Below are 19,161 nucleotides of genomic sequence, written 5' to 3'. Positions count from 1 at the left end.
TTTGTGCTCTGCCTGCGGCTGACGTTCAGGCCGCCGCAGTTGACATTTTATCGTGCGCTACTGTCCTGCGGTTGCGTGCTGGCAGCCATTTTTTCCGCCATTCTAGCCTGCATTTTAGCCTGCCGTTCTGCCAGTCTGGCTTTTTGTTCCACAGTTAACACTGAGAGCAATTGATGTTGCAATTTCAGTCGCTCAACCTCATGTTCCAGCCGGTTGCTCTGCTGTTTTTCCAGTACCAGCCGGGCGGCCGCTTCATCAAATTGGTCCGCTTGCAGCAAAGTCTGCAGTTGTTGCTGTTCTGCCTGCAATGCAGCTGGCATGGCTTTGGTTTTTAAACCGGCACGATGCTCAGCCAGCATGCTTTCTAACTTAGTTTTCTGCGCGTCGGTCAGATCCAGCCCTTTAAACATTTTCATGCCGAACATCTGGTGCGGACCACCATGGCGTGATGCACGATCATGGCCACCATCATGACCAGCGGCCATTGCTGGCGCAGCCAGGCTAACAGCGAACACAGTACTTAATACCAGACTTGCTAAGGTTAATTTTTTCATCACACTCTCCAAAGATTGTAGGAACTGCTCCAGGAACTGTTCCAGCTGCTGTTGCAGGAACTGCGGCAAAAACTGGACGCCACAGCAATGAAACAAGCATACTCCCGCCAATGCAAAGTAACGCCAGCCTGGCGTAAAGGTTGTGTAAAGAGGCTTGTCCGGTGATAGCGGCACTTTACACTGTCACAGGGCTGATGCAGGAGAATACAGGTGAGAAGTAAAATTCTGTTAATTGATGATGATCAGGAGTTGAGCCAACTGGTGATCGATTATCTGACGCTGGATGGTTTTGTGCTGGAGCTGGCTGCAGACGGCGTCACTGGCCTCGCCAAAGCGCAAACCGGACAGTACCAGTTGATCCTGCTGGATGTAATGCTGCCAGGCATGGATGGTTTGTCGTTGCTGCGGCAATTGCGTCAGTCCAGCTATTGCCCGGTACTGATGCTGACCGCCCGTGGCGACGATATTGACCGGATTGTCGGGCTGGAGCTGGGCGCCGATGATTATCTGGCCAAGCCCTTTAATCCCCGCGAACTCAGCGCCCGGGTCAAAGCCATTTTGCGCCGGGTCGAACTGATCCAGCAGAGCCAGTCTGAGCAGCAGCAAAACCTGCTGGAACTGAATCATGTCCAGTTAAACCGGCAAAATCGCCAGGTGCATTGCCGGGGCCAGTTGCTGACACTGACGGCCACCGAATTTCAGTTGCTGGAATATCTGATGCGCCATGCCGGCCAGGTCATCACCAAAGAAAACCTGAGTAAAGCCGTACTCGGCCGCACTTTACAACAATACGACCGTAGCCTGGATGTGCATATTAGTAATATCCGCAAAAAACTGGCCTGCTGCGATCCGCAGGAAAAGATTCAGACCTTACGTGGCAGTGGTTATCTGTTTCTGGAGCAAGCATGAAATTGCAATGGCTCAATCCGATGCGGCTGCTGGCCTTTCGGCTGTTTAGCTGGTTTTGGCTGGTACTGTTACTGACCGTCGGCGGCGCCTGGTTACTGGCGCAGAATGTCAATGAAGAGACTCAGATCCGGCGGTTGCCACATGACAGCAGCGAACAACTGGCGCCGCTGTTTCGAACCATGCATTATGCCGACACACTGGAGGAGTTTTCCCGTCGCATTAACCGGCGCGATCACAATCGCTGGCTGGTGGTCGAACCTGCCACCAACACAGTGCTGAACAGTGAAATACTGCCGAAAAAGTTTGACCGCAACTGGCTGACTGAATTATCGCAGCTCAACAAGCCCCGGCTGTTATTTCATAAAAACACCCTGATTGCTGGCCCCTTTCTGGTGAATTTTAAAGACCGGCCACTGGCGCTGTACCAATTGCGCACCAGACCTGCGCCGCAAGGGCTGGATCTGATAAATCTGCCGCCTTATGTGCTGCCGATGTTGCTGGTGCTGGTGTCTGCGCTGGCTAGCGTGGTGCTGGCACTGACCATCACCAAGCCCTTGCGGCAGCTGCAACAAAAACATCTGGAGTTTGCGGCCGGCGATCTGGCAGCCCGTGTCAGTGCGCCGGCCCGTCGGGTCGATGAAATTGGTGAGCTCAGCCGTGGTTTTAACCATATGGCCGATAAAATTGCCGATTTATTGCAAAATCAGCAGCGTCTGCTGCGCGACGTATCGCATGAATTACGCTCGCCACTGACCCGGGCCCAGTTGGCGATTGCACTGGAACAACGTCAGGGCGGTGGCGAACAACTGCCCAGACTGCAACAAGAGTTAGAACGGATAGATCAGTTATTGGATGAGCTGCTGACCTTTAGCCGGCTGGATGCAGGTCAGTACCAATTACAGCGCCAGGAGCTGGATTTATCCGAACTGATTGAAGAAATTTTTGCCGTCAACCAACTGGAAGCCCAGCAAAAACAACTGCTGTTACGTTATGACGGCCCTTCGCCCTGCCTGTTTGACTGTGACAGCCGGCTGATGGGCCGGGCACTGGAGAATGTGTTACGCAATGCCATTAAATACAGTCCGGTCGCAGGCGCAATCAGCTTTGTTCTGCAGCAGAACGAGCATGGCTTATTACTTTCGATCACCGATCAGGGGCCTGGCATACCGCCAGCTCATCTGGAACAGATTTTTGCGCCTTTTTTCCGCGTCTCTGACAGCAGAAACAGTCAAACCGGCGGCACCGGGCTCGGCCTGGCCATTGCGGCACAGGCTGCCCGTCAGCATGGCGGCCAGATCAGCGCCAGTCTGCCTGCCACCGGCGGCCTGACCATCAGCTTTGCTTTTCCGGCCTTGTCGGACCGCACCGCGACCGCCCATAGTTATGCAGGCCGGACACCGTCTGAACGGACTACGTCTGAACAAGACAACAGAGGAAGCCAGCGCTGATGGAATCGTTATTGCGCAGTCAGAGCGCAACCATATGGCCCGTGCTCCAGCCGCGCTGGACGGCAACAGATTTTAGCAGTGGTCAGATGCCAGCGGCCCTGACCCAACTGTGGCAACAAGGTCAGCATGGCAGTTTCACCAGCCGGCATGGCTTGCAACTGAGTTACAGCTGCTGGCGACCGGCGCAGGCAAAGGCTGCTCTGTTGCTGGTGGCCGGTCGCATTGAAACGGCACACAAGTATATTGAATTTATTGATGATGCCACCAGCGCCGGGTATCAGGTATTTTGTCTTGATCATCGGGGTCAGGGACGTTCTGAGCGGTTGCATCCTGGCAAAATGCTGGGGGATGTGCTTGATTTCAATGATTATGTTGATGATTTACAGCAGTTTATCCAGCAAGTTGTTGCACCTGTTTGTCAGTTACCCATGCTGGCCATTGCGCATTCGATGGGCGCAGCCATTTTAGCCCGTTATCTGCAAACCAAACCGGACAACCTGCTACAGGCTGCGGTCTTTAGTTCGCCGATGTGGGGGATCCATACGGCCCCCTTGCCGCAGTTACTGGCTGGCCCTATCGCGCGGTGGATGCAACTATTGGCACAACAATGCAGTCAGCAAGGCTGGTATTTGCCTGGTCAGGGGGATTATCAAGATAAAGTCTTTACCGGCAATGATTTAACATCCTGCGAGCCACGTTATTTATGGTTCCGCCAGCTCTATCAGCAACATCCTGACTATCAGCTTGGTGGTGCCAGCTGGCGTTGGCTGGCACAGGCGCTGCGGGCGTGCCGGCAATTAGCGCAGGATGCAGCACCTAAGCTACCTTGTTTGCTGCTGCAGGCCGGTGCTGACCGTGTTGTCAGCAACCAAGCCCAACGCCGGCTCTGGCTGCTGTGGCAACAACAACCGCAGTTCCACCCAGCCAGCCGCAGCCTGTTATTACCAGGTGCCCGCCATGAGTTGCTCTCAGAAAGCGATTTTATCCGGCTACGCTGGTATCAGGCGCTGGCAGAGTTTCAGGCTGCGCTCAGGAGCGAGTCGTGTTAACCGCCTGATACTCAGCGCTGGCGACCGCTGATGCCGGATCGACATGAATAATCACTTCAGCGTCGCTGAATAATAAAGCAATTTTTCGCTCTGCCGCATCAGCGATATCGTGCGCCTGCAATAAAGACAGCTCGTCAGACAGTACCAAACGCAACTGCACAAAAACGCGGGGGCCGGCCCGGCGACTGCGTAACTGATCGACCCCCAGCACCTGGGGTAACAGCAACAGCTGGTCAACGATTTGCTGCCGTAACTCAGGGGCAAGTTCGGCATCGAGTAAGTGGGTAAAACTATCCCGCGCCAGATGCTGTGCATTCCACAGCAAATAACCCGCAATCAGCACCGACATCACGGCATCAGCCCACAACAGGCTGTTGGCCACCAGCACTAACGCCAGCAATACTGCAGCATTGAGTAAGATATCACTCTGATAATGAGCTAAATCGGCTTGCACCGCCAAAGAGCCGGTACGACGGATAATCCAGCGCTGTGCCAGCACCAGAGCAATGGTTAAGGCGGTACAGACTAACGTCAGCCAGATGCCACTTTGCAGTGCTCCAACCGGTTCAGGGCTATAAAACCGACTGATGCCCTGATAACAGAGCAACACTGCGGCTGCGGTCAGAAAAGCCGCCTGAAATAACGCCATCAGCGCTTCGGCTTTACCATGACCAAACCGATGATCGTCATCGGCGGGTTTAAGCGCATAACGCAGCGCAAAAAAATTCAGCAGCGACACCAGCATATCGAGCAAGGCATCCATAAAAGAAGCCAGCGCAGCCGCAGCATTGGTGACAATAGCGGCACTGAGTTTCAGCACCACAATCAGCAATGCCACCAGCAGGGTCAGATAACCTGAACGACGAACCCAAAGCGCATACTGCTGGGTGGCGGTTGCGGTAGTTGCGGTCGGGGCTGACATCAATGCACTCCTGTTATGCTGCTAAGTGGAACAAACTCAAACGGCGCCCTGAAACCCCTGCTGACGCCAGGCTTCATAACTGATGATGGCCACCGCATTCGCCAGATTCAGACTGCGGGCATCCGGCATCATCGGAATACGAATGCGTTGCTCGGCCGGAATGGCATTACGCACCTCATCTGGCAAACCGCTGGTTTCAGAACCAAACAATAACACATCATCCGGTTGATATTGCACCTGGGTATGAGGCCGGCTGCCTTTGGTGGTACAGGCGATAATCCGTCGTCCTGCCATCGCCTGTAAAAATGCGGCGTAATCCGGATAACGACTGACATTGGCTAAATCATGGTAATCCAGACCGGCTCGTCGTAATTTTTTCTCTTCAAAATCAAAGCCTAATGGCTCGATTAAATGCAGGCTACAACCATTGTTGGCCGCCAGGCGAATAATATTACCGCAATTGGGTGCAATACGGGGTTCAAATAATGCGATATGAAACATGGCTCTACCGGTCAGCATCAATTCAGAACCGGCAGTATACCCAAATCCGGGCGGCAGGCCAAACCAGCAGCGACTGGCGTTTTTTTCAGCAGCTTCTATAGTTTTCGGAACATAACCATAAGGATGGCTGCAAAAAAGGAATTATCCCATGTCTTGGTCCGACACTTTGCTGCAAACTATTGCACTCAGTCTCAATAACCCGGGTTTCTGGCTGGCGCTGATGTTGTTGCTGATCGGTGGTTATCGCTGGCACTGGCAACGACTGAGTCTGGCCCAGCAACACCGGCTGGATGACTTCTTTCATCATTGTCCGACGCCAGCCTGGCTGGCTGACCGTAACTTCAGTCTGTTACAGGCCAATCCGGCTTTAGGCATCAGCAGTTGGCAACAGGGTCAGACACCGGCTTTTTATCTGAGCCCGGCTTGTCAGCAATTGGCCTGGCCGGAGATCAGGCAGGAATTACAGCAACACGGTTTCTGGCGCGGCCTGGTCTGGGCTGGTGAACTAACAGGTCTGCGCGCCTACGAACTCACAGTGACTCTGGTCGACCCACAACAACGACTTTACCTGGTGCTGCAACAGGATGTCAGTCAACAGCAACAACTGCAGCATTCGCTGGCCGAACTCAGTACTCATGATGCCCTGACCGGTTTACCTAACCGGGCTTTATGGCTGGCGCAATTACACAGTCAACTGCGGCGGGCGTTGGCCGGTCAACTGGAATTTGCCATAGCACGGGTCCAAATGACCGAGCTTGGCAAAATTCGCCGCGAATTTGGTCAAAGCCATAGTGAAACTTACAGCTCTTGGGTGGCGCAGCAACTGCAGCAGCAGTTGCCGGCGGGCTGCGAAATTGGGCAGTGGAGTGACGATCAGTTTGTCCTGCTGATTGGCAGCCACAGCTGCCTGCATCAGCCGGCGCTGGTGGCAGAACAACTGGCGCGGCAATGCCAGGTCGCAGCACACGGCCCTTGCCAGTTGGATGAAGTGGCAGTGCTGGTCCCGCTGAATATTGGGATTGCCACTTACCCTGTGGCAGGTAAAGACAGTGAAACCCTGTTATTGCATGCCGACAAGGCTCTGCAACAAAGTCTGCTGCAACCGCGTGGCATCCGGCTGTGGCAGCAGGCTGGTCAACCGGATTCAGCCAGTTGGCAACTGGCGGTCGATTTGCAACAGGCACTGGCACAGTATCAGTTTGAATTGTTTTATCTGGCTGATTACCGGCTGGCCGATCGTCAGTTACAGGCACTGGAAGTGAAATTATGCTGGCATTCGCCGCAGCAAGGTACGTTATGGCTGGCACAATTTCGCCAGTTAGCTGAACATAATCATCTGCTGCTGGCAATTGAACGCTGGTGTTTTCAACAGCTCTGTCAGCATTTATGGCAATGGCAGCAACAAGGGCTGAATTTGCCGAAATTCCGCCTGGAATTATCGACGTTACAGCTACAACAACCTGATTTAGTAGCCTTTTTACAACATCATCTGCAGGAATGGCATTTACCAAGTCAGCTGTTTGAATTACTGTTGACGGAGCAGCATTGGTTGTTGCAACCGACCGAGAGCCTGAAACAACTCAGCGCCTTACAACAAGCTGGTTTTGCTTTGATTTGGCAAGGTTATGGCAGTGGTATCTGTTCGTTACAATTGCTGCAACAGGACTGCTGGGCTGGTGTGATGCTGGCGCCGGAACTGGTGGCGCCACTGGAAACCCTGGAGACCGAACGCAATACCTGCGCCAGTCTGATCCGGCTGGCTCATTACCAACAATTACATGTGTATGCGCAAGGCATCGACAATGAAATGCAGGGCTATTTATTGCATGTGATGGGCTGTCTGTCCGGTAGCGGTGACTTGTTTGGCAAACCGCTGGATATGCCACAAACCCGTCAGCTGTTATCAGGACAGGATCCTTACCACAGCGTCAGGTTTGTCAGCTAAACGCACTGTTATTCGTCGCGCTTTTCCCGGCCTAATAAATCCAGTGCCGCAGCGCGGGCATCTTTACCCTGATACAACACCTGATAAATTTGTTCAGTGATCGGCATTTCAACCCCGACTCTGCTGGCCAGATTAAATACTTCTTTAGCATTGCGATAACCTTCCACCACCTGACCTATACTGGCCATCGCCGATTCGACATCAGCACCCTGCCCCAGCAATAAGCCAAAACGGCGGTTACGTGACTGATTATCGGTACAGGTCAGCACTAAATCACCCAGCCCTGCCATGCCCATAAATGTTTCTTTTTGCGCGCCCAGGGCACAACCTAACCGGCACATTTCCGCCAGGCCCCGGGTGATCAGCGCAGTTCTGGCATTGGCACCAAAACCTATGCCATCCGCCATGCCGGCACCGATGGCAATCACGTTTTTCACCGCCCCACCCAGTTGCACGCCAATAAAATCCGGATTGGTATAAACGCGGAAGGTACGGCCGCAATGCAGTAAATCCGACAACACGGTAATAAATTCAGCATCGGTGGAGGATAAAGAAATCGCAGTCGGTAAACCTTGCGCCAGCTCTTTGGCAAAAGTCGGCCCTGATAAAACCGCCAGCGATACCTCGTCACCCAGGATATCGCGGGCGACATCCTGTAACAGCCGGCCAGTTTCCGGCTCCAGCCCTTTGGTTGCCCAAGCCACCCGGGCATGCGGCAACAAATAAGGTTTGATCTGTTTTAAGGTATCGGCAAAGGCGTGACTCGGCACCACCACCAGCACATTCTGGCTGGCCTGGACCGCAGTCACCAAATCTTCTGTTACCGTAAGTGCTTCCGGTAAACGGATATCCGGCAGATACTTGTGATTGATGCGGTCTTGCCGCATCGCCTGAATGTCGTCCTGACTACGGCCCCACAACAAGGTTTGATGACCGTTCCGCGCCAGACAAATAGCCAGCGCGGTGCCGTAAGAACCGGCACCTAAAACTGTGATAGCCGCAGACATGGCAGACAACGCAGACTTAGTTTGGCAGCTGAGCTTGCGCTTCAGCCTGGCGCTGTTGCACATATTGTGCAAACAGAGCGTCAAAATTGACTGGTGCCAGATTCAGTTGTGGGAAAGTACCACGGTTGACCAGGCAAGAAACTGCTTCACGGGCATAAGGGAACAGAATGTTCGGGCAGAATGCGGCCAGCATATGCGCCATCTGAGCATCAGATAACACTGGCACAGTGAAGATACCGGCTTGTTGTACTTCACACAGGAAAGCCGTTTCAGCACCGATGGTGGTGGTCACCGTCAGGGATAACACCACTTCATAAGAGAAGTCATCCAGCTTTTCACTGCGGGTATCCAGATCCAATTTCACTTCCGGTGTCCATTCTTTGCGGAAAATAGCCGGTGAATTTGGCGCTTCAAAAGAAATGTCTTTGACGTAAATGCGTTGAATTGCGAATTGTACCTGTTGCTCGTCGGCAACTGCGTTGATTTGTTCGTCAGCCATGATAATCCTAACCTGAATAAAAATTGTTATATAAACAGCAGAGTGTCCAGCTTTCCTTGCGCTTCCAACGCATGAAGATCGTCACAGCCGCCAATATGTTGTTCATTGATAAAAATCTGCGGCACTGTGGTTCTGCCACCTGCTTTATTGATCATCTCAGGGCGCAGTTCAGGCTGTTCATCAATTTTGATTTCAGAAAACTGCACAGCCTTTGCTGTCAATAAGGCTTTTGCGCGAACACAATACGGGCAATAAGCTTTAGTGTAAATAGTAACGCTGACCTGACTCATCACGCTCTCCGGTTATTTTTTTACCACAGGTAAATTTGCTTCCTGCCACTTGGTCATACCACCACGCAGCACCGCAACTTGAGAAAAACCAGCCGCGACCAGCTGTTTGGCCGCACCTTGTGCTGACATGCCCATTTGGCAGATCACAATAATGGGTGCGTCTTTGGCCTTTTCAAGGCTGGATAGCTTTTGCTTCAGCTCAGCCAGTGGAATATTTTTCGCACCGGTGATGTGGCCTTTTTTAAAGTCATCGATAGTACGGATATCCAGCAGGCTGGCATCTTCGCGGTTTACTTTCAGCGTGAGCTCACCTGGACTGACAAAAGTAATTTTTGACAGCAGTGATTGCACCCAGGTCACCAGGATAGCAATAAAAATACCGGCCCATGCCAGGCTCAGGTAAGGATGGTTGGTGGCAAATTCAATATATTGTTGCATTACTTCTGCTTCCATCATTCGTTCAGTTGGCGCCGAGTATAACGGCTTTCAGGGTCAAAAACAGCCCTGCCAGGCCTTGCGATGTGGCAAAGTCGTGGAAAAAGCGCGTCGTTCCGCCGTACTTGCTGTCATTTTGTCCGCCGACAGCGATTGGAGTCGCACGGAAATTTCGGTAAGATGGCCGCAGGCAAAATGATGATCAAGCAACAAGACGCGGAGCAGTCATGACAAAGTCCAGCAAACCTTTAGTACTCCTGATTTTAGATGGCTGGGGCTATCGTGAAGATCCGGCTGATAATGCCATTCTCCAGGCCAACACCCCGGTAATGGATAGATTATGGCAACAGTACCCGCATAGTCTGATTTCAGGTTCAGGCATGGATGTTGGTTTACCTGAAGGCCAGATGGGCAACTCAGAAGTGGGCCATGTGAATTTAGGTTCAGGTCGGGTGGTGTATCAGGATTTTACCCGGATCACCAAGGCCATTCAGGATGGCGATTTTTATCAGAACCCGGTGCTGGTCAATGCGGTACGCTCTGCCGCGCAGGCTGGCAAAGCCGTCCATCTGATGGGGCTGTTGTCGCCAGGTGGCGTCCATAGTCATGAAGATCACTTGTTAGCGATGATTGAACTGGCACACCGCGAAGGCGCCAGTGCCATTTACCTGCATGCTTTTTTAGATGGCCGTGATACACCGCCGCGCAGTGCCGAAGCGTCATTACAACGAGTGCAGCAAAAATTTGCCGAGCTTGGCCATGGTCAGATTGCCAGCCTGATTGGTCGTTATTTTGCCATGGACCGCGATAAACGCTGGGATCGGGTGCAACTGGCTTATGAGTTAATTGTTGATGGCCGCGCCGAATTTCAGGCCACTGATGCAGTCGCTGCGTTACATGCTGCTTACCAGCGCGATGAAAATGACGAATTTGTCAAAGCGACAGCTATCCTCAACAGCGCAGGCCAGCCAGTGACATTACAAGACGGTGATGCACTGATTTTTATGAATTTCCGTGCCGACCGTGCCCGTCAATTCAGCAAGACTTTTACCGAAGCCGATTTCAATGGTTTTGTCCGCTGCCGTCAGGCGCAATTGGGCGCTTTTGTTCAACTGACTGAATATGCTGCGGATATTAAAGCGCCAGTCGCCTATCCACCGACCGGTCTGCATAATGTGCTGGGGGAATGGCTGGCGAAACATCAGAAAACCCAGCTGCGGATCTCGGAAACCGAAAAATACGCGCACGTCACCTTTTTCTTTAGCGGCGGCCGCGAAGAGGTGTTCCCGGGCGAAGAACGGATTTTGATCCCATCGCCAGCGGTAGCGACTTACGACTTACAACCAGAAATGAATTCCACTCTGCTGACAGATAAACTGGTGGAAGCTATTCATAGCGGCAGTTACGACGTCATTATCTGCAACTATCCCAATGGCGATATGGTCGGTCATACCGGCATTATGTCAGCGGCCATCAAAGCCGTAGAAGCGGTGGATCATTGTATTGGCCGGGTGGTCGAAGCACTGGCTGCTGTCGGTGGCGAATGTCTGATCACCGCCGATCACGGTAATGCCGAACAAATGGTCGATCACGAATCTGGTCAGGCCCATACCGCTCACACCAGTGATCCGGTGCCGCTGATTTATGTCGGCCGGCCAGCAACAGCCATCAACGGCGGCATCCTCAGTGATATAGCGCCGACCATGTTACAACTGATGGGGCTGCCAGTGCCGGCAGAAATGACAGGTAAACTGTTGTTTAAAGTCGACTGATGGTACTAAGGTTCCCTCTGAAATACTGGCCGCTGGTTTCAGTCCTGCTGCTGACCAGCTGGCCGGCAGTGCTTTGTGCGGCGCAGTCGGCGGATAAAACCGCCGCTGAACTGGCGACCTTAAAAGCTGAAATTCAGCAAACTGACCGCAAGCGTCGCGACCAGCGCCAATTGCTGAAAAAAGCCGAAGCCAGCTTACAGCAAGCCGATGCTGCACTTGCCACAGCGGCGGCAGCGGTGCGGACGCAACAGCAACAACTGGCGCAGTTGCAACAGCAGTTACTGGCGTTAGCGCAACAACAACAGCAACTGGAGCAACAACGACAGCAACAACAACAGTTGCTGGCAGCTCAGGTTAAAGCGGCTTATCAGGTCGGCGGTCACGACTATACCCAGATGCTGCTTAATCAACAGGATGCCGCCAAACTGGAAAGGTTGCTGACGTATTATCAATACTTCAACAATGCCAGAATGCAGCAATTACAGGCACTGAAACAAACCGTGACCGAGCTGGAACAGGTCAAGCTGGATGCAGCGGCGGCCACGGCGCAGCAGCAGCAACAATTAGCCGACCTGACCCAGCAGCAACAACAATTGGCGAATGCCCGCGCTGAACAGCAACAATCGGTGCAGAAAATTCAGGCCTTACTCAGTGATCAGCAGCAACAACTGGCTTATCTGAAAAGTAATGAACAAAGCCTGCAAACCACCTTGAATAAATTAAAAGCCGAAGCGGCCAAGCGCAAAAGCCAGGCTGCAGTGGCCAAAGCCGGTCAGTTGCCTTGGCCAGTGCAAGGTCACGTCAGCCAGAACTTTGGCAACCGCCAGGGGGGTGGCACTTCTGCCAGTGGTTTAATTATTCAGGCCAATGCCGGTACTGCAGTGAAAGCGGTGGCCAGTGGCCAGGTGATTTATGCCGACTGGTTAAAAGGTTATGGCTGGGTCACTGTACTGGACCACGGCAGCGGTCTGATGAGTTTATATGGCCATAATCAGACTTTACTGAAAGCGCCTGGCGATACAGTGCAAGCCGGTGATGCGGTGGCGCTGGTCGGTCAGAGCGGTGGCCAGAATCAGCCTGGGCTTTACTTTGAGATCCGACAAAAAGGTAGTGCGGTTGATCCGCGTCGCTGGTTGCGTGCTCAATCGTCAGGCGCGCAATAGTCAGGCGCTCATTCGTCAGGCATAATGGCGCGGTTTTTTGCGGCCCGCACTTGCAGGGCTTTGGTTCTCATTTTTGTCAGTGAAGTATGCTGCTGTGGCTAAATTGTTTGCTGTTGTGCTGTTGAGTCTTAGTTTTGCGGTTACGGCTCAGTCGATGCCCGCTAAAGTGGCGATTATTATCGATGATATTGGTTACCAGAAAGCCGATCCGCAACTGATCAAACTGCCTTATGCGCTGACTTTTGCCGTGATGCCTTTTACGCCGCAAGGTCAACAAATGGCCGCGCTGGCCGCCAGCCGGCAGAAAGAAGTGATGTTGCATATGCCGATGGAAGCGGTGGCGCAAAATCATCTGCTGGGTAAAGGTGCTTTACGCCAGCCGATGACGCAACAACAAGTGCGGACCGCCTTGCAACAGGCATTGGCACAGGTGCCGCAGGCCGTTGGCATCAACAATCACATGGGCAGTTTGTACACCAGCCTGGCCGAACCGATGGACTGGACCATGCAACTGGTGGCAGAGCGCCGGTTGTATTTTATCGACAGTAAAACCACCAGTCGTAGCGCTGTCCCGGCTGCTGCGGCCCGCCATGGCATTGCCAACCGCAGTCGCGATATTTTTCTGGATAACAACAAAGCTTATGCCGCTATTGATCAGCAATTTAACCAGTTGATCAGCCTGGCCAAACGTCAGGGCAGCGCGATTGCCATCGGCCATCCCTACCCGGAAACTTATGCTTATCTGAAGAAAAATCTGCCAAGGCTGGCCGCTGAAGGCATTGAGCTGGTGCCGGCATCACGGTTACTGGCTTTAACGCCTGCAGCTAAGCTGGCAACAACTGCCGCTGAACAGCACAAAGCGCCAGCCACGGCGCACGACAACCATACCGCAACGGTCAGCAAGCAGCCCGCAGTGGCAGCAATCGCCGCCGCCTCAGCCACCGCAAGCCACACCACGGACAAGGTCAATAGCAGCACAGCACCACAACCACAATTGCTGGATCCGGTGATCGAAGTCCCGGTGATGGAGCTGCAGCACTGGCATCCGCCTTATCTGGCCGATTTACCAGGTCAACTATTGCCGGAAAGCAGCAGTGTGCCAGTCCGGCGTACTTTTAGCTTGAGTTGGCTAACTACGGAGTAACGGTCAGTTGTTGATAATTTGATGCAAGTCGGACTGCCCGGCGCTGCCGTGTCGAGTCCGATTTGCATGAAGTCTGTGATGGATCAGTAGATTGACTGTAACAGCCTCAAACCTGCTGCAGCGCTTTTAACGCTTTGGAATGGAATTCACGATGTTTCATCACCAGCAGCACCACCACGGTCGATAACATAAATAACCAGCTATCGATAAACCATGCCAGGGTCGCCAGCGAGAAATAAATCGCCCTTAAGCCATAGTTAAAAGAATGCGCTGCCTGATCAATCACCTTGGCGGCTTTATTGGCATATTGCATCAATTCAGCTTCTGGCAACCCTTTGCCATCCGGCGCCGCGCCAATCAGCACACCGCCAAAACCATACTGACGCAGTGCCCAGGTAAACTGGAAAAAAGTGAAGACGTAAATCAACCCGAGAAATAATAACTTCACCTGTAACAAAGCGTCCGGATACTGCTGCCAGGGCATCACCAGATGCAACACTTTGGCGATGGTATCGCTGGATGCTATCGCGGTCAGAATACCGGCCAGGATCAGCATTGAACTGGAGGCAAAAAAGCTGACATTGCGCTCCAGCGCGCTAATCAGCGATACATCTGCCAGCCGGATATCCCGCGTCAGCATCTGCCGCATCCAGTCGGTTCTTTTACGCCTTAATTCATAGGATAAACAACTCACGGTTCTGGCCCGCTTTTTCGCGAACAAGGTATAACCAATCCAGACACCAAGAAACCAGAGCACAGCGATGATGTCTAGCCAGGGAAACGCATACTGCATGTCAACTCCATCAATCAATTAAAACTGCAACTGTGTCAGCCAGTTACTGCACAGGTAAATCAAAATAAAAACAAGCGCCACCGCCCTCTCGCGGCTGATAACCAATGCTGCCATTCATCCGGTCCATCAATTCCCGGCAAATCGCCAGCCCGAGTCCGGTGCCATTTAACTGGCGACTGTCCGAGCTGTCGGCCTGAGAAAACTTTTGAAACAGCCTCGGCACAAAATCATCCGGCACCCCAGGCCCCTGATCACTGACCGAAATCCGTACCTGCACACCAATTAACCTGACTTCCAGCAACACCACGCCACCAGGCGGAGAAAAACGGATGGCATTGGCCAGCAAATTGGCAAACACTTGCTGCAAGCGGCTTTCATCAATCAGGATTTTCACTTCATCTGCCACATCAGAACGGATGCTGATTTTGACGCCAGCTTGTTCCGCCAGTGGCGCATTGCGATTTTTGGCCTGCAGCACCTGCGCAAACACCGGTAATAACTGCAGGTACAGCTGCATTTTACCCGCCGCCAGTTTTTCAATATCCAACAGATCATTAATCAGATTGGCCAATTGCTGACTGTTCTGCCAGGCAATATCCAGCAGTTGCTGTTGCGCTGGCACCAGACTACCAACCACGCCACCGGTCAATAACCCCAAAGCGCCGTTAATGGCGGTCAGCGGGGTGCGTAATTCATGACTGACCGTGGAGACAAACTCATTTTTCAGCTGTTCGACTCTTTTACGTTCAGTGATGTCATGCAATAACAACAGCGTCAGCACCTGCCGTGGCTCGTTAATCCGAGTCAGCATCAGCTCGACCAGCAAAGCAGAACCAGATTGATGCCGGACCGATAATTCCTGCGGTTGTAACGTCAGTTGCAGCTGCAAGGGTTCTGCGAATAACAACTGATAGGATTGTCCCAGCAGTTGCACCGGCTGATAACCGAGCAGACTCAGCGCCGCCCGGTTCAGATTTTCAATCCGGCCCTGCGCATCCAGCACAATGATGGCATCTGCGACATGATCAAGCACAGTACGATAATATTTTTCACTTTGTTGCAGCGCGTTGGCGGTACTGATCCAGCGCCGATTGGCTTTTTGCATGGCAGCGAACAGACTTAATAACAGTAAACTGAGCGTCCAGCCTGCCAGCCGCAGTGGCCAGTCGGAACTCTGCGCCGCCAACTGAGGCTCGGCCACCGCCAGTTGCCAGCGGGCGCCGGAAATATTTAAATCTAAAATAACATTGTGATCGTTAAATAAATCCCGCTCACCAAACAGCACATCACTCCAGTGCGACGGGCCATTGCGCCGCAATGCTACCTGCATCTGGTGGCTTTGTGCCTGCGCAGCCAGCAGTTGCCAGATGGAATCAATATTCAGCACTGTACTGACAATACCCCAGTACTGGCCATCTGTCAGATAGACTGGCGTCCGGTGCACAAAGCCCATGCCGCCTTGCGCCAGTAACAAAGGCCCGCTGAGTAAAGGTTTGCGTTGTTGGATCAGATTGGCAATATCCGGCCATTGTTCGGCCAGATCCGGGTAATAGATCCCCACCGCAGCCTCATTGCCCTGCAGAGGATAGATATAAGTTAATCTGTTGCCAGGCGCTATGCCCAGATTGCGCAGATGGCGGGCCTGCTGATGTAACGCCGGCAGCAACAGAGCAAATTCTGCGGCACTAACCTTGCCTTGTGCCGCCTGAATATAAGCCACCAAACCGCTGGTTAAATACAAAGGCGCATTAATTTCCGTTTCCAGCAAAGCCCGTAACTGCCCCGCCACAGCACCCACCTGCAATTGCGCCACATGCTGCCGCCGCTCGCGCTCCTGAAACAACAGCAACTCTGTCACAGCAGCAAAAATCAGCAACAACAGCAGTAATAATAACCACTGCCAGCGCCGTAATTGCCCGGAGTTTTGTTTCATACCACCTCTTTTGTCTGATCTGTTGCAGCCTAAGATGCAGCATCCTATGGTTGTCAGGCAACAACGGCCAAAAACTTGCCTGAAAATATCAGCATAAGCCAGCTTGGGCTGACATTCCTGTGCCATCCGCATTAAGCTTAATGATACACTTAGCCGGTTTATCCGGCAGATTAATTTAGCAAGCGCGAGGAGCATTCCGTGACCGAACTGACCATCCAGACCCCAGACGACTGGCATTTACATTTCCGCGATGGCGACATGCTGCGGGAAACTGTGCCTGCCACTGCCCGTTGTTTTGCCCGTGCTGTGGTGATGCCAAATTTAGTCCCGCCAGTGACCACTGGTGCACTGGCTGCCGCCTATCGCCAGCGTATCCTCGACGCCAGGCCAGCGGGTAGCAATTTTGCCCCTGTGATGACTATTTATCTGACTGATCAAACCACAGTGCAGGATATCGCGGACGCAAAAGCCGCCGGTGTGCTGGCTGCCAAAATGTATCCGGCGGGTGCCACCACCAATTCACATTCAGGTGTATCCAGTTTAGCCAGCTTATACCCGGTGCTGGAAGCTTTACAACAACACCAGATGTTGTTATTAGTGCATGGCGAAGTAACAGATGCGCATGTCGATATTTTTGACCGCGAACAAGTATTTATTGACCAACATCTGACGCAAATCGTGGCTCGTTTCCCTGAACTGAAAGTGGTACTGGAACACATCACCACTGCCAATGCGGTGGAGTTTGTCCGCAACAGTTCAGCCAATGTGGCCGCTACTATTACGCCACAACATTTAATGCTCAATCGCAATGATATGTTGGTTGGCGGTATCCGGCCGCATAATTATTGTTTGCCGGTGCTCAAACGCAGCACGCACCAGCAAGCTTTACGGGCTGTGGTACAAAGTGGCCATCCGAGGTTTTTCCTCGGTACTGATTCGGCGCCACATGCCAAGCATCGTAAAGAAGCAGCCTGTGGTTGTGCTGGCTGCTACAGTGCCTGGAGTGCGATTGAACTTTATGCCCAAGTGTTTGAAGAACTTGGCGTGCTGGACAAGCTGGAAGCTTTTGCCAGCCATTATGGTGCTGATTTTTATGGTTTACCACGCAATCAGGGCACTATCACGCTGGTACGGCAACCCTGGCAGGTACCGGCTGAAATCACCCTGCCGGATGGGAGCCCGATTGTGCCCTTTTATGCTGAACAATCACTCAATTGGCTGTTAAAAGTCTAAGTTGCCAGCAGGCTGTCGGCCATCCTGGCAGCCTGCACTGTAACGGACAATCACCTTGGCACGACAAGGCGGCTTGATGCTGAAACATATAAAATTACCTCAGATAATACCGTTGTTATTGCTGTCCGGCGCAGCGACTGCACAGTTCAATAACGATACGGTGAGCAGTCCGGCTGAACAGTTGCAGCAAATCAGCAGCAAAGTCCAACAAGACTGCAATTTCAGCGGTGCCCGCTGTCTGGCGCAGGTTGAGCAACAACTAGAGCAAAGCCGGCCACATAGCTTATTGTGGTATGAGCTGATGTTATTAAAGCTCGACAGCATGTTTACCCTCAGGCAAGAAAAAGCCTTACTGAGCGAAACGACGGCGTTGTTAAGCGCCAAAGATGCGCCGCCCGCTTTCCGGGCCCGGCTTTATATCTATCATGCCAAGTTATTGTATTTATTTAATGATCACAGCCAAAGCCAGCTGTTTGTCCAACAAGCGATCGCGCTGCTCGACCAGTTGCAACAAGCCTCGCCGCAGTTTGTCACCCAATTAAGGCTGGCCAATTTACTGCTCTATATGCAGCAATATGACTTGGGTTACCAGCAATTACGTGCGCTGGAGCATCAGTTACACCATAGCCGCGACCTGATCTTAAAATATGATTTGTACAATAATCTGGGGCATTTCGCTTTGCGGCTCGATCAGCGTGAGCAAGAAAGATTTTATCGGCAACAGGCGCTGGTCATGATTAGCCAGATCGAACATCCGGCCAAGCTGGCAGAAGCACATTATAATCTGGCGCGAAATTATTATGCCGCCAATCACTGGCAACTGGCGCAGCAGCATTTCCGGCAGGCGCAACAAGGTTATCAGCACATTGCCGATATCGCCCTGCAAAATCTGTCAGCTTTATATCTGGCTGAATGCCAGTACCGGCTCGGCCAACCACAACAAGCCCGCCAACTGTTGCAACAAATTCAGCCGGAATGGATCCCAGCCAGCAGCATGCCGGATTATCACAAAATCAGCCAGTTGCTCTAAACCGGACGCCATGACGCCGCGGCTGCGGCTAACCCAGACGGATATTGCTGATAATTTCAGCAATGGCAAGCAGGCAACCAGCACGGCTTGCCCCCCGACAGCCCGAATTGGTTAAAATTTGACTAATCGATTGATAAAGTAAGCAAAGCAACGCTTTTGCAACTGGACAAGCGCCGCCCGGCACCATACAATGCCAACCGTCGCGCACGCATAGCTCAGCTGGATAGAGCGCTGCCCTCCGGAGGCAGAGGTCTCAGGTTCGAATCCTGATGTGTGCGCCAAACAATAAACCACCCTTGCGGTGGTTTTTTTGTTTGGTGTATACACAGATTTGAACCTTCTTCGACCAAAACGCCTGGAGCGTTTTGGCACAGCGCGCAGGGCGAGTCGCAGCATGCGGCGAGTCAAAAACGGCAGGATTGCCGTTTTGACGTTGCGAAGCTGTCACTTTCTCCATGCAGCGCCCATGTTGCAGATTTATCGCGTGTAATAATGAACTAGATGTATTTAGTCTAGTGAGGGCGATGTTGTATC

General features: G+C 52.5%; 18 protein-coding genes and 1 tRNA gene. 10 read left to right on the top strand and 9 right to left on the bottom strand.

The window, feature by feature from the left end; genetic code table 11:
- Nucleotides 1-47 precede the first annotated feature (47 nt).
- Entirely contained in the window at nt 48-554 is a 507-nt protein-coding gene (locus AC53GJ_RS03155) for a Spy/CpxP family protein refolding chaperone (RefSeq protein WP_496731085.1), read from the bottom strand.
- Between the two features lie 210 nt (nt 555-764).
- Between AC53GJ_RS03155 and AC53GJ_RS03150 the strand changes: the two genes are divergently transcribed.
- From AC53GJ_RS03150 to AC53GJ_RS03140, 3 genes are read left to right on the top strand one after another with little or no spacing between them, the layout of a single operon-like run.
- A complete protein-coding gene (locus tag AC53GJ_RS03150; protein WP_496731084.1) occupies nt 765-1,463 on the top strand; it encodes a response regulator transcription factor in 699 nt (232 codons plus the stop codon).
- Complete coding sequence (locus AC53GJ_RS03145; RefSeq protein ID WP_496731083.1) at nt 1,460-2,911, top strand: ATP-binding protein; 1,452 nt, start codon at nt 1,460-1,462, stop codon at nt 2,909-2,911. The genes AC53GJ_RS03150 and AC53GJ_RS03145 overlap by 4 nt, the downstream gene beginning before the upstream one ends.
- Nucleotides 2,911-3,960 (top strand): alpha/beta fold hydrolase, encoded by a 1,050-nt coding sequence (locus tag AC53GJ_RS03140; RefSeq protein ID WP_496731082.1) that lies wholly within the window; start codon nt 2,911-2,913, stop codon nt 3,958-3,960. Before AC53GJ_RS03145 ends, AC53GJ_RS03140 begins: the two co-directional genes overlap by 1 nt.
- On the opposite strand, the gene AC53GJ_RS03135 is transcribed toward AC53GJ_RS03140, so the two are convergent.
- Nucleotides 3,941-4,882: a cation diffusion facilitator family transporter gene (locus AC53GJ_RS03135; RefSeq protein ID WP_496731081.1), complete on the bottom strand. Its 942-nt coding sequence runs from the start codon at nt 4,880-4,882 to the stop codon at nt 3,941-3,943. The genes AC53GJ_RS03140 and AC53GJ_RS03135 overlap by 20 nt on opposite strands.
- Nucleotides 4,883-4,918: 36 nt before the next feature.
- The gene (locus AC53GJ_RS03130) at nt 4,919-5,383 is read right to left on the bottom strand and encodes a tRNA (cytidine(34)-2'-O)-methyltransferase (RefSeq protein ID WP_496731080.1); all 465 of its coding nucleotides are present in this window, start codon (nt 5,381-5,383) and stop codon (nt 4,919-4,921) included.
- Nucleotides 5,384-5,531: 148 nt separating this feature from the next.
- On the opposite strand from AC53GJ_RS03130, the gene AC53GJ_RS03125 reads away from it, so the two are divergent.
- The gene (locus AC53GJ_RS03125; RefSeq protein WP_496731079.1) at nt 5,532-7,328 is read left to right on the top strand and encodes an EAL domain-containing protein; all 1,797 of its coding nucleotides are present in this window, start codon (nt 5,532-5,534) and stop codon (nt 7,326-7,328) included.
- An 8-nt stretch (nt 7,329-7,336) separates the two neighbouring features.
- Here the strand turns inward: AC53GJ_RS03125 and gpsA are convergent, their stop codons facing one another.
- The 4 genes from gpsA to AC53GJ_RS03105 are packed head-to-tail and all read right to left on the bottom strand — an operon-like array spanning nt 7,337 to nt 9,562.
- Entirely contained in the window at nt 7,337-8,335 is a 999-nt protein-coding gene (gene gpsA / locus AC53GJ_RS03120) for an NAD(P)H-dependent glycerol-3-phosphate dehydrogenase (RefSeq protein ID WP_496731078.1), read from the bottom strand.
- A 16-nt stretch (nt 8,336-8,351) separates the two neighbouring features.
- Nucleotides 8,352-8,834 (bottom strand): protein-export chaperone SecB, encoded by a 483-nt coding sequence (gene secB / locus AC53GJ_RS03115; protein WP_496731077.1) that lies wholly within the window; start codon nt 8,832-8,834, stop codon nt 8,352-8,354.
- A 26-nt stretch (nt 8,835-8,860) separates the two neighbouring features.
- Complete coding sequence (grxC, locus tag AC53GJ_RS03110; protein ID WP_496731076.1) at nt 8,861-9,124, bottom strand: glutaredoxin 3; 264 nt, start codon at nt 9,122-9,124, stop codon at nt 8,861-8,863.
- A 12-nt stretch (nt 9,125-9,136) separates the two neighbouring features.
- A complete protein-coding gene (locus AC53GJ_RS03105; RefSeq protein WP_496731075.1) occupies nt 9,137-9,562 on the bottom strand; it encodes a rhodanese-like domain-containing protein in 426 nt (141 codons plus the stop codon).
- 224 nt (nt 9,563-9,786) lie between these two features.
- Here AC53GJ_RS03105 and gpmM point away from each other — a divergent pair, with 224 nt between their 5' ends.
- The 3 genes from gpmM (at nt 9,787) to AC53GJ_RS03090 (ending at nt 13,638) form a co-directional block, all read left to right on the top strand.
- Nucleotides 9,787-11,331, top strand: coding sequence for a 2,3-bisphosphoglycerate-independent phosphoglycerate mutase (gene gpmM / locus AC53GJ_RS03100; protein WP_496731074.1), 1,545 nt, complete (start codon nt 9,787-9,789; stop codon nt 11,329-11,331).
- Nucleotides 11,331-12,494 carry a murein hydrolase activator EnvC family protein gene (locus AC53GJ_RS03095; protein WP_496731073.1) on the top strand — a complete coding sequence of 388 codons (1,164 nt, stop codon included), beginning with the start codon at nt 11,331-11,333 and terminating at the stop codon, nt 12,492-12,494. The genes gpmM and AC53GJ_RS03095 overlap by 1 nt, the downstream gene beginning before the upstream one ends.
- A 154-nt stretch (nt 12,495-12,648) precedes the next feature.
- Complete coding sequence (locus tag AC53GJ_RS03090; RefSeq protein ID WP_496731072.1) at nt 12,649-13,638, top strand: divergent polysaccharide deacetylase family protein; 990 nt, start codon at nt 12,649-12,651, stop codon at nt 13,636-13,638.
- A gap of 106 nt (nt 13,639-13,744) precedes the next feature.
- Here the strand turns inward: AC53GJ_RS03090 and AC53GJ_RS03085 are convergent, their stop codons facing one another.
- Both AC53GJ_RS03085 and AC53GJ_RS03080 read right to left on the bottom strand, forming a co-directional pair.
- The gene (locus AC53GJ_RS03085) at nt 13,745-14,431 is read right to left on the bottom strand and encodes a DUF599 domain-containing protein (RefSeq protein WP_496731071.1); all 687 of its coding nucleotides are present in this window, start codon (nt 14,429-14,431) and stop codon (nt 13,745-13,747) included.
- Nucleotides 14,432-14,474: 43 nt separating this feature from the next.
- The gene (locus AC53GJ_RS03080) at nt 14,475-16,364 is read right to left on the bottom strand and encodes an ATP-binding protein (protein ID WP_496731070.1); all 1,890 of its coding nucleotides are present in this window, start codon (nt 16,362-16,364) and stop codon (nt 14,475-14,477) included.
- A gap of 198 nt (nt 16,365-16,562) precedes the next feature.
- Here AC53GJ_RS03080 and pyrC point away from each other — a divergent pair, with 198 nt between their 5' ends.
- From pyrC to AC53GJ_RS03065, 3 genes are all read left to right on the top strand, one after another.
- On the top strand, nt 16,563-17,597 hold the full coding sequence (gene pyrC, locus AC53GJ_RS03075; protein WP_496731069.1) for a dihydroorotase: 1,035 nt from the start codon (nt 16,563-16,565) through the stop codon (nt 17,595-17,597).
- Between the two features lie 76 nt (nt 17,598-17,673).
- Nucleotides 17,674-18,627, top strand: a complete 954-nt coding sequence (locus AC53GJ_RS03070; protein ID WP_496731068.1) for a hypothetical protein — start codon at nt 17,674-17,676, stop codon at nt 18,625-18,627.
- Between the two features lie 204 nt (nt 18,628-18,831).
- A tRNA-Arg gene (locus tag AC53GJ_RS03065) sits at nt 18,832-18,908 on the top strand.
- Nucleotides 18,909-19,161: the final 253 nt, after the last annotated feature.

It is taken from the genome of Rheinheimera sp. B2H12 (genome assembly GCF_059620065.1).
This window is presented reverse-complemented; position numbering and strand designations above follow the sequence as displayed.

Excerpts from the sequence above, each read along its gene's own strand:
- AC53GJ_RS03125 (WP_496731079.1), top strand. The coding sequence starts at position 5,532 with ATGTCTTGGTCCGACACTTTGCTGCAAACTATTGCACTCAGTCTCAAT.
- AC53GJ_RS03070 (WP_496731068.1), top strand. The coding sequence starts at position 17,674 with ATGCTGAAACATATAAAATTACCTCAGATAATACCGTTGTTATTGCTG.
- grxC (WP_496731076.1), bottom strand. The coding sequence starts at position 9,124 with ATGAGTCAGGTCAGCGTTACTATTTACACTAAAGCTTATTGCCCGTAT.
- AC53GJ_RS03145 (WP_496731083.1), top strand. The coding sequence starts at position 1,460 with ATGAAATTGCAATGGCTCAATCCGATGCGGCTGCTGGCCTTTCGGCTG.
- gpmM (WP_496731074.1), top strand. The coding sequence starts at position 9,787 with ATGACAAAGTCCAGCAAACCTTTAGTACTCCTGATTTTAGATGGCTGG.
- AC53GJ_RS03080 (WP_496731070.1), bottom strand. The coding sequence starts at position 16,364 with ATGAAACAAAACTCCGGGCAATTACGGCGCTGGCAGTGGTTATTATTA.
- AC53GJ_RS03090 (WP_496731072.1), top strand. The coding sequence starts at position 12,649 with ATGCCCGCTAAAGTGGCGATTATTATCGATGATATTGGTTACCAGAAA.
- gpsA (WP_496731078.1), bottom strand. The coding sequence starts at position 8,335 with ATGTCTGCGGCTATCACAGTTTTAGGTGCCGGTTCTTACGGCACCGCG.
- AC53GJ_RS03095 (WP_496731073.1), top strand. The coding sequence starts at position 11,331 with ATGGTACTAAGGTTCCCTCTGAAATACTGGCCGCTGGTTTCAGTCCTG.
- AC53GJ_RS03140 (WP_496731082.1), top strand. The coding sequence starts at position 2,911 with ATGGAATCGTTATTGCGCAGTCAGAGCGCAACCATATGGCCCGTGCTC.
- AC53GJ_RS03085 (WP_496731071.1), bottom strand. The coding sequence starts at position 14,431 with ATGCAGTATGCGTTTCCCTGGCTAGACATCATCGCTGTGCTCTGGTTT.
- secB (WP_496731077.1), bottom strand. The coding sequence starts at position 8,834 with ATGGCTGACGAACAAATCAACGCAGTTGCCGACGAGCAACAGGTACAA.
- AC53GJ_RS03105 (WP_496731075.1), bottom strand. The coding sequence starts at position 9,562 with ATGCAACAATATATTGAATTTGCCACCAACCATCCTTACCTGAGCCTG.
- AC53GJ_RS03155 (WP_496731085.1), bottom strand. The coding sequence starts at position 554 with ATGAAAAAATTAACCTTAGCAAGTCTGGTATTAAGTACTGTGTTCGCT.
- AC53GJ_RS03135 (WP_496731081.1), bottom strand. The coding sequence starts at position 4,882 with ATGTCAGCCCCGACCGCAACTACCGCAACCGCCACCCAGCAGTATGCG.
- AC53GJ_RS03130 (WP_496731080.1), bottom strand. The coding sequence starts at position 5,383 with ATGTTTCATATCGCATTATTTGAACCCCGTATTGCACCCAATTGCGGT.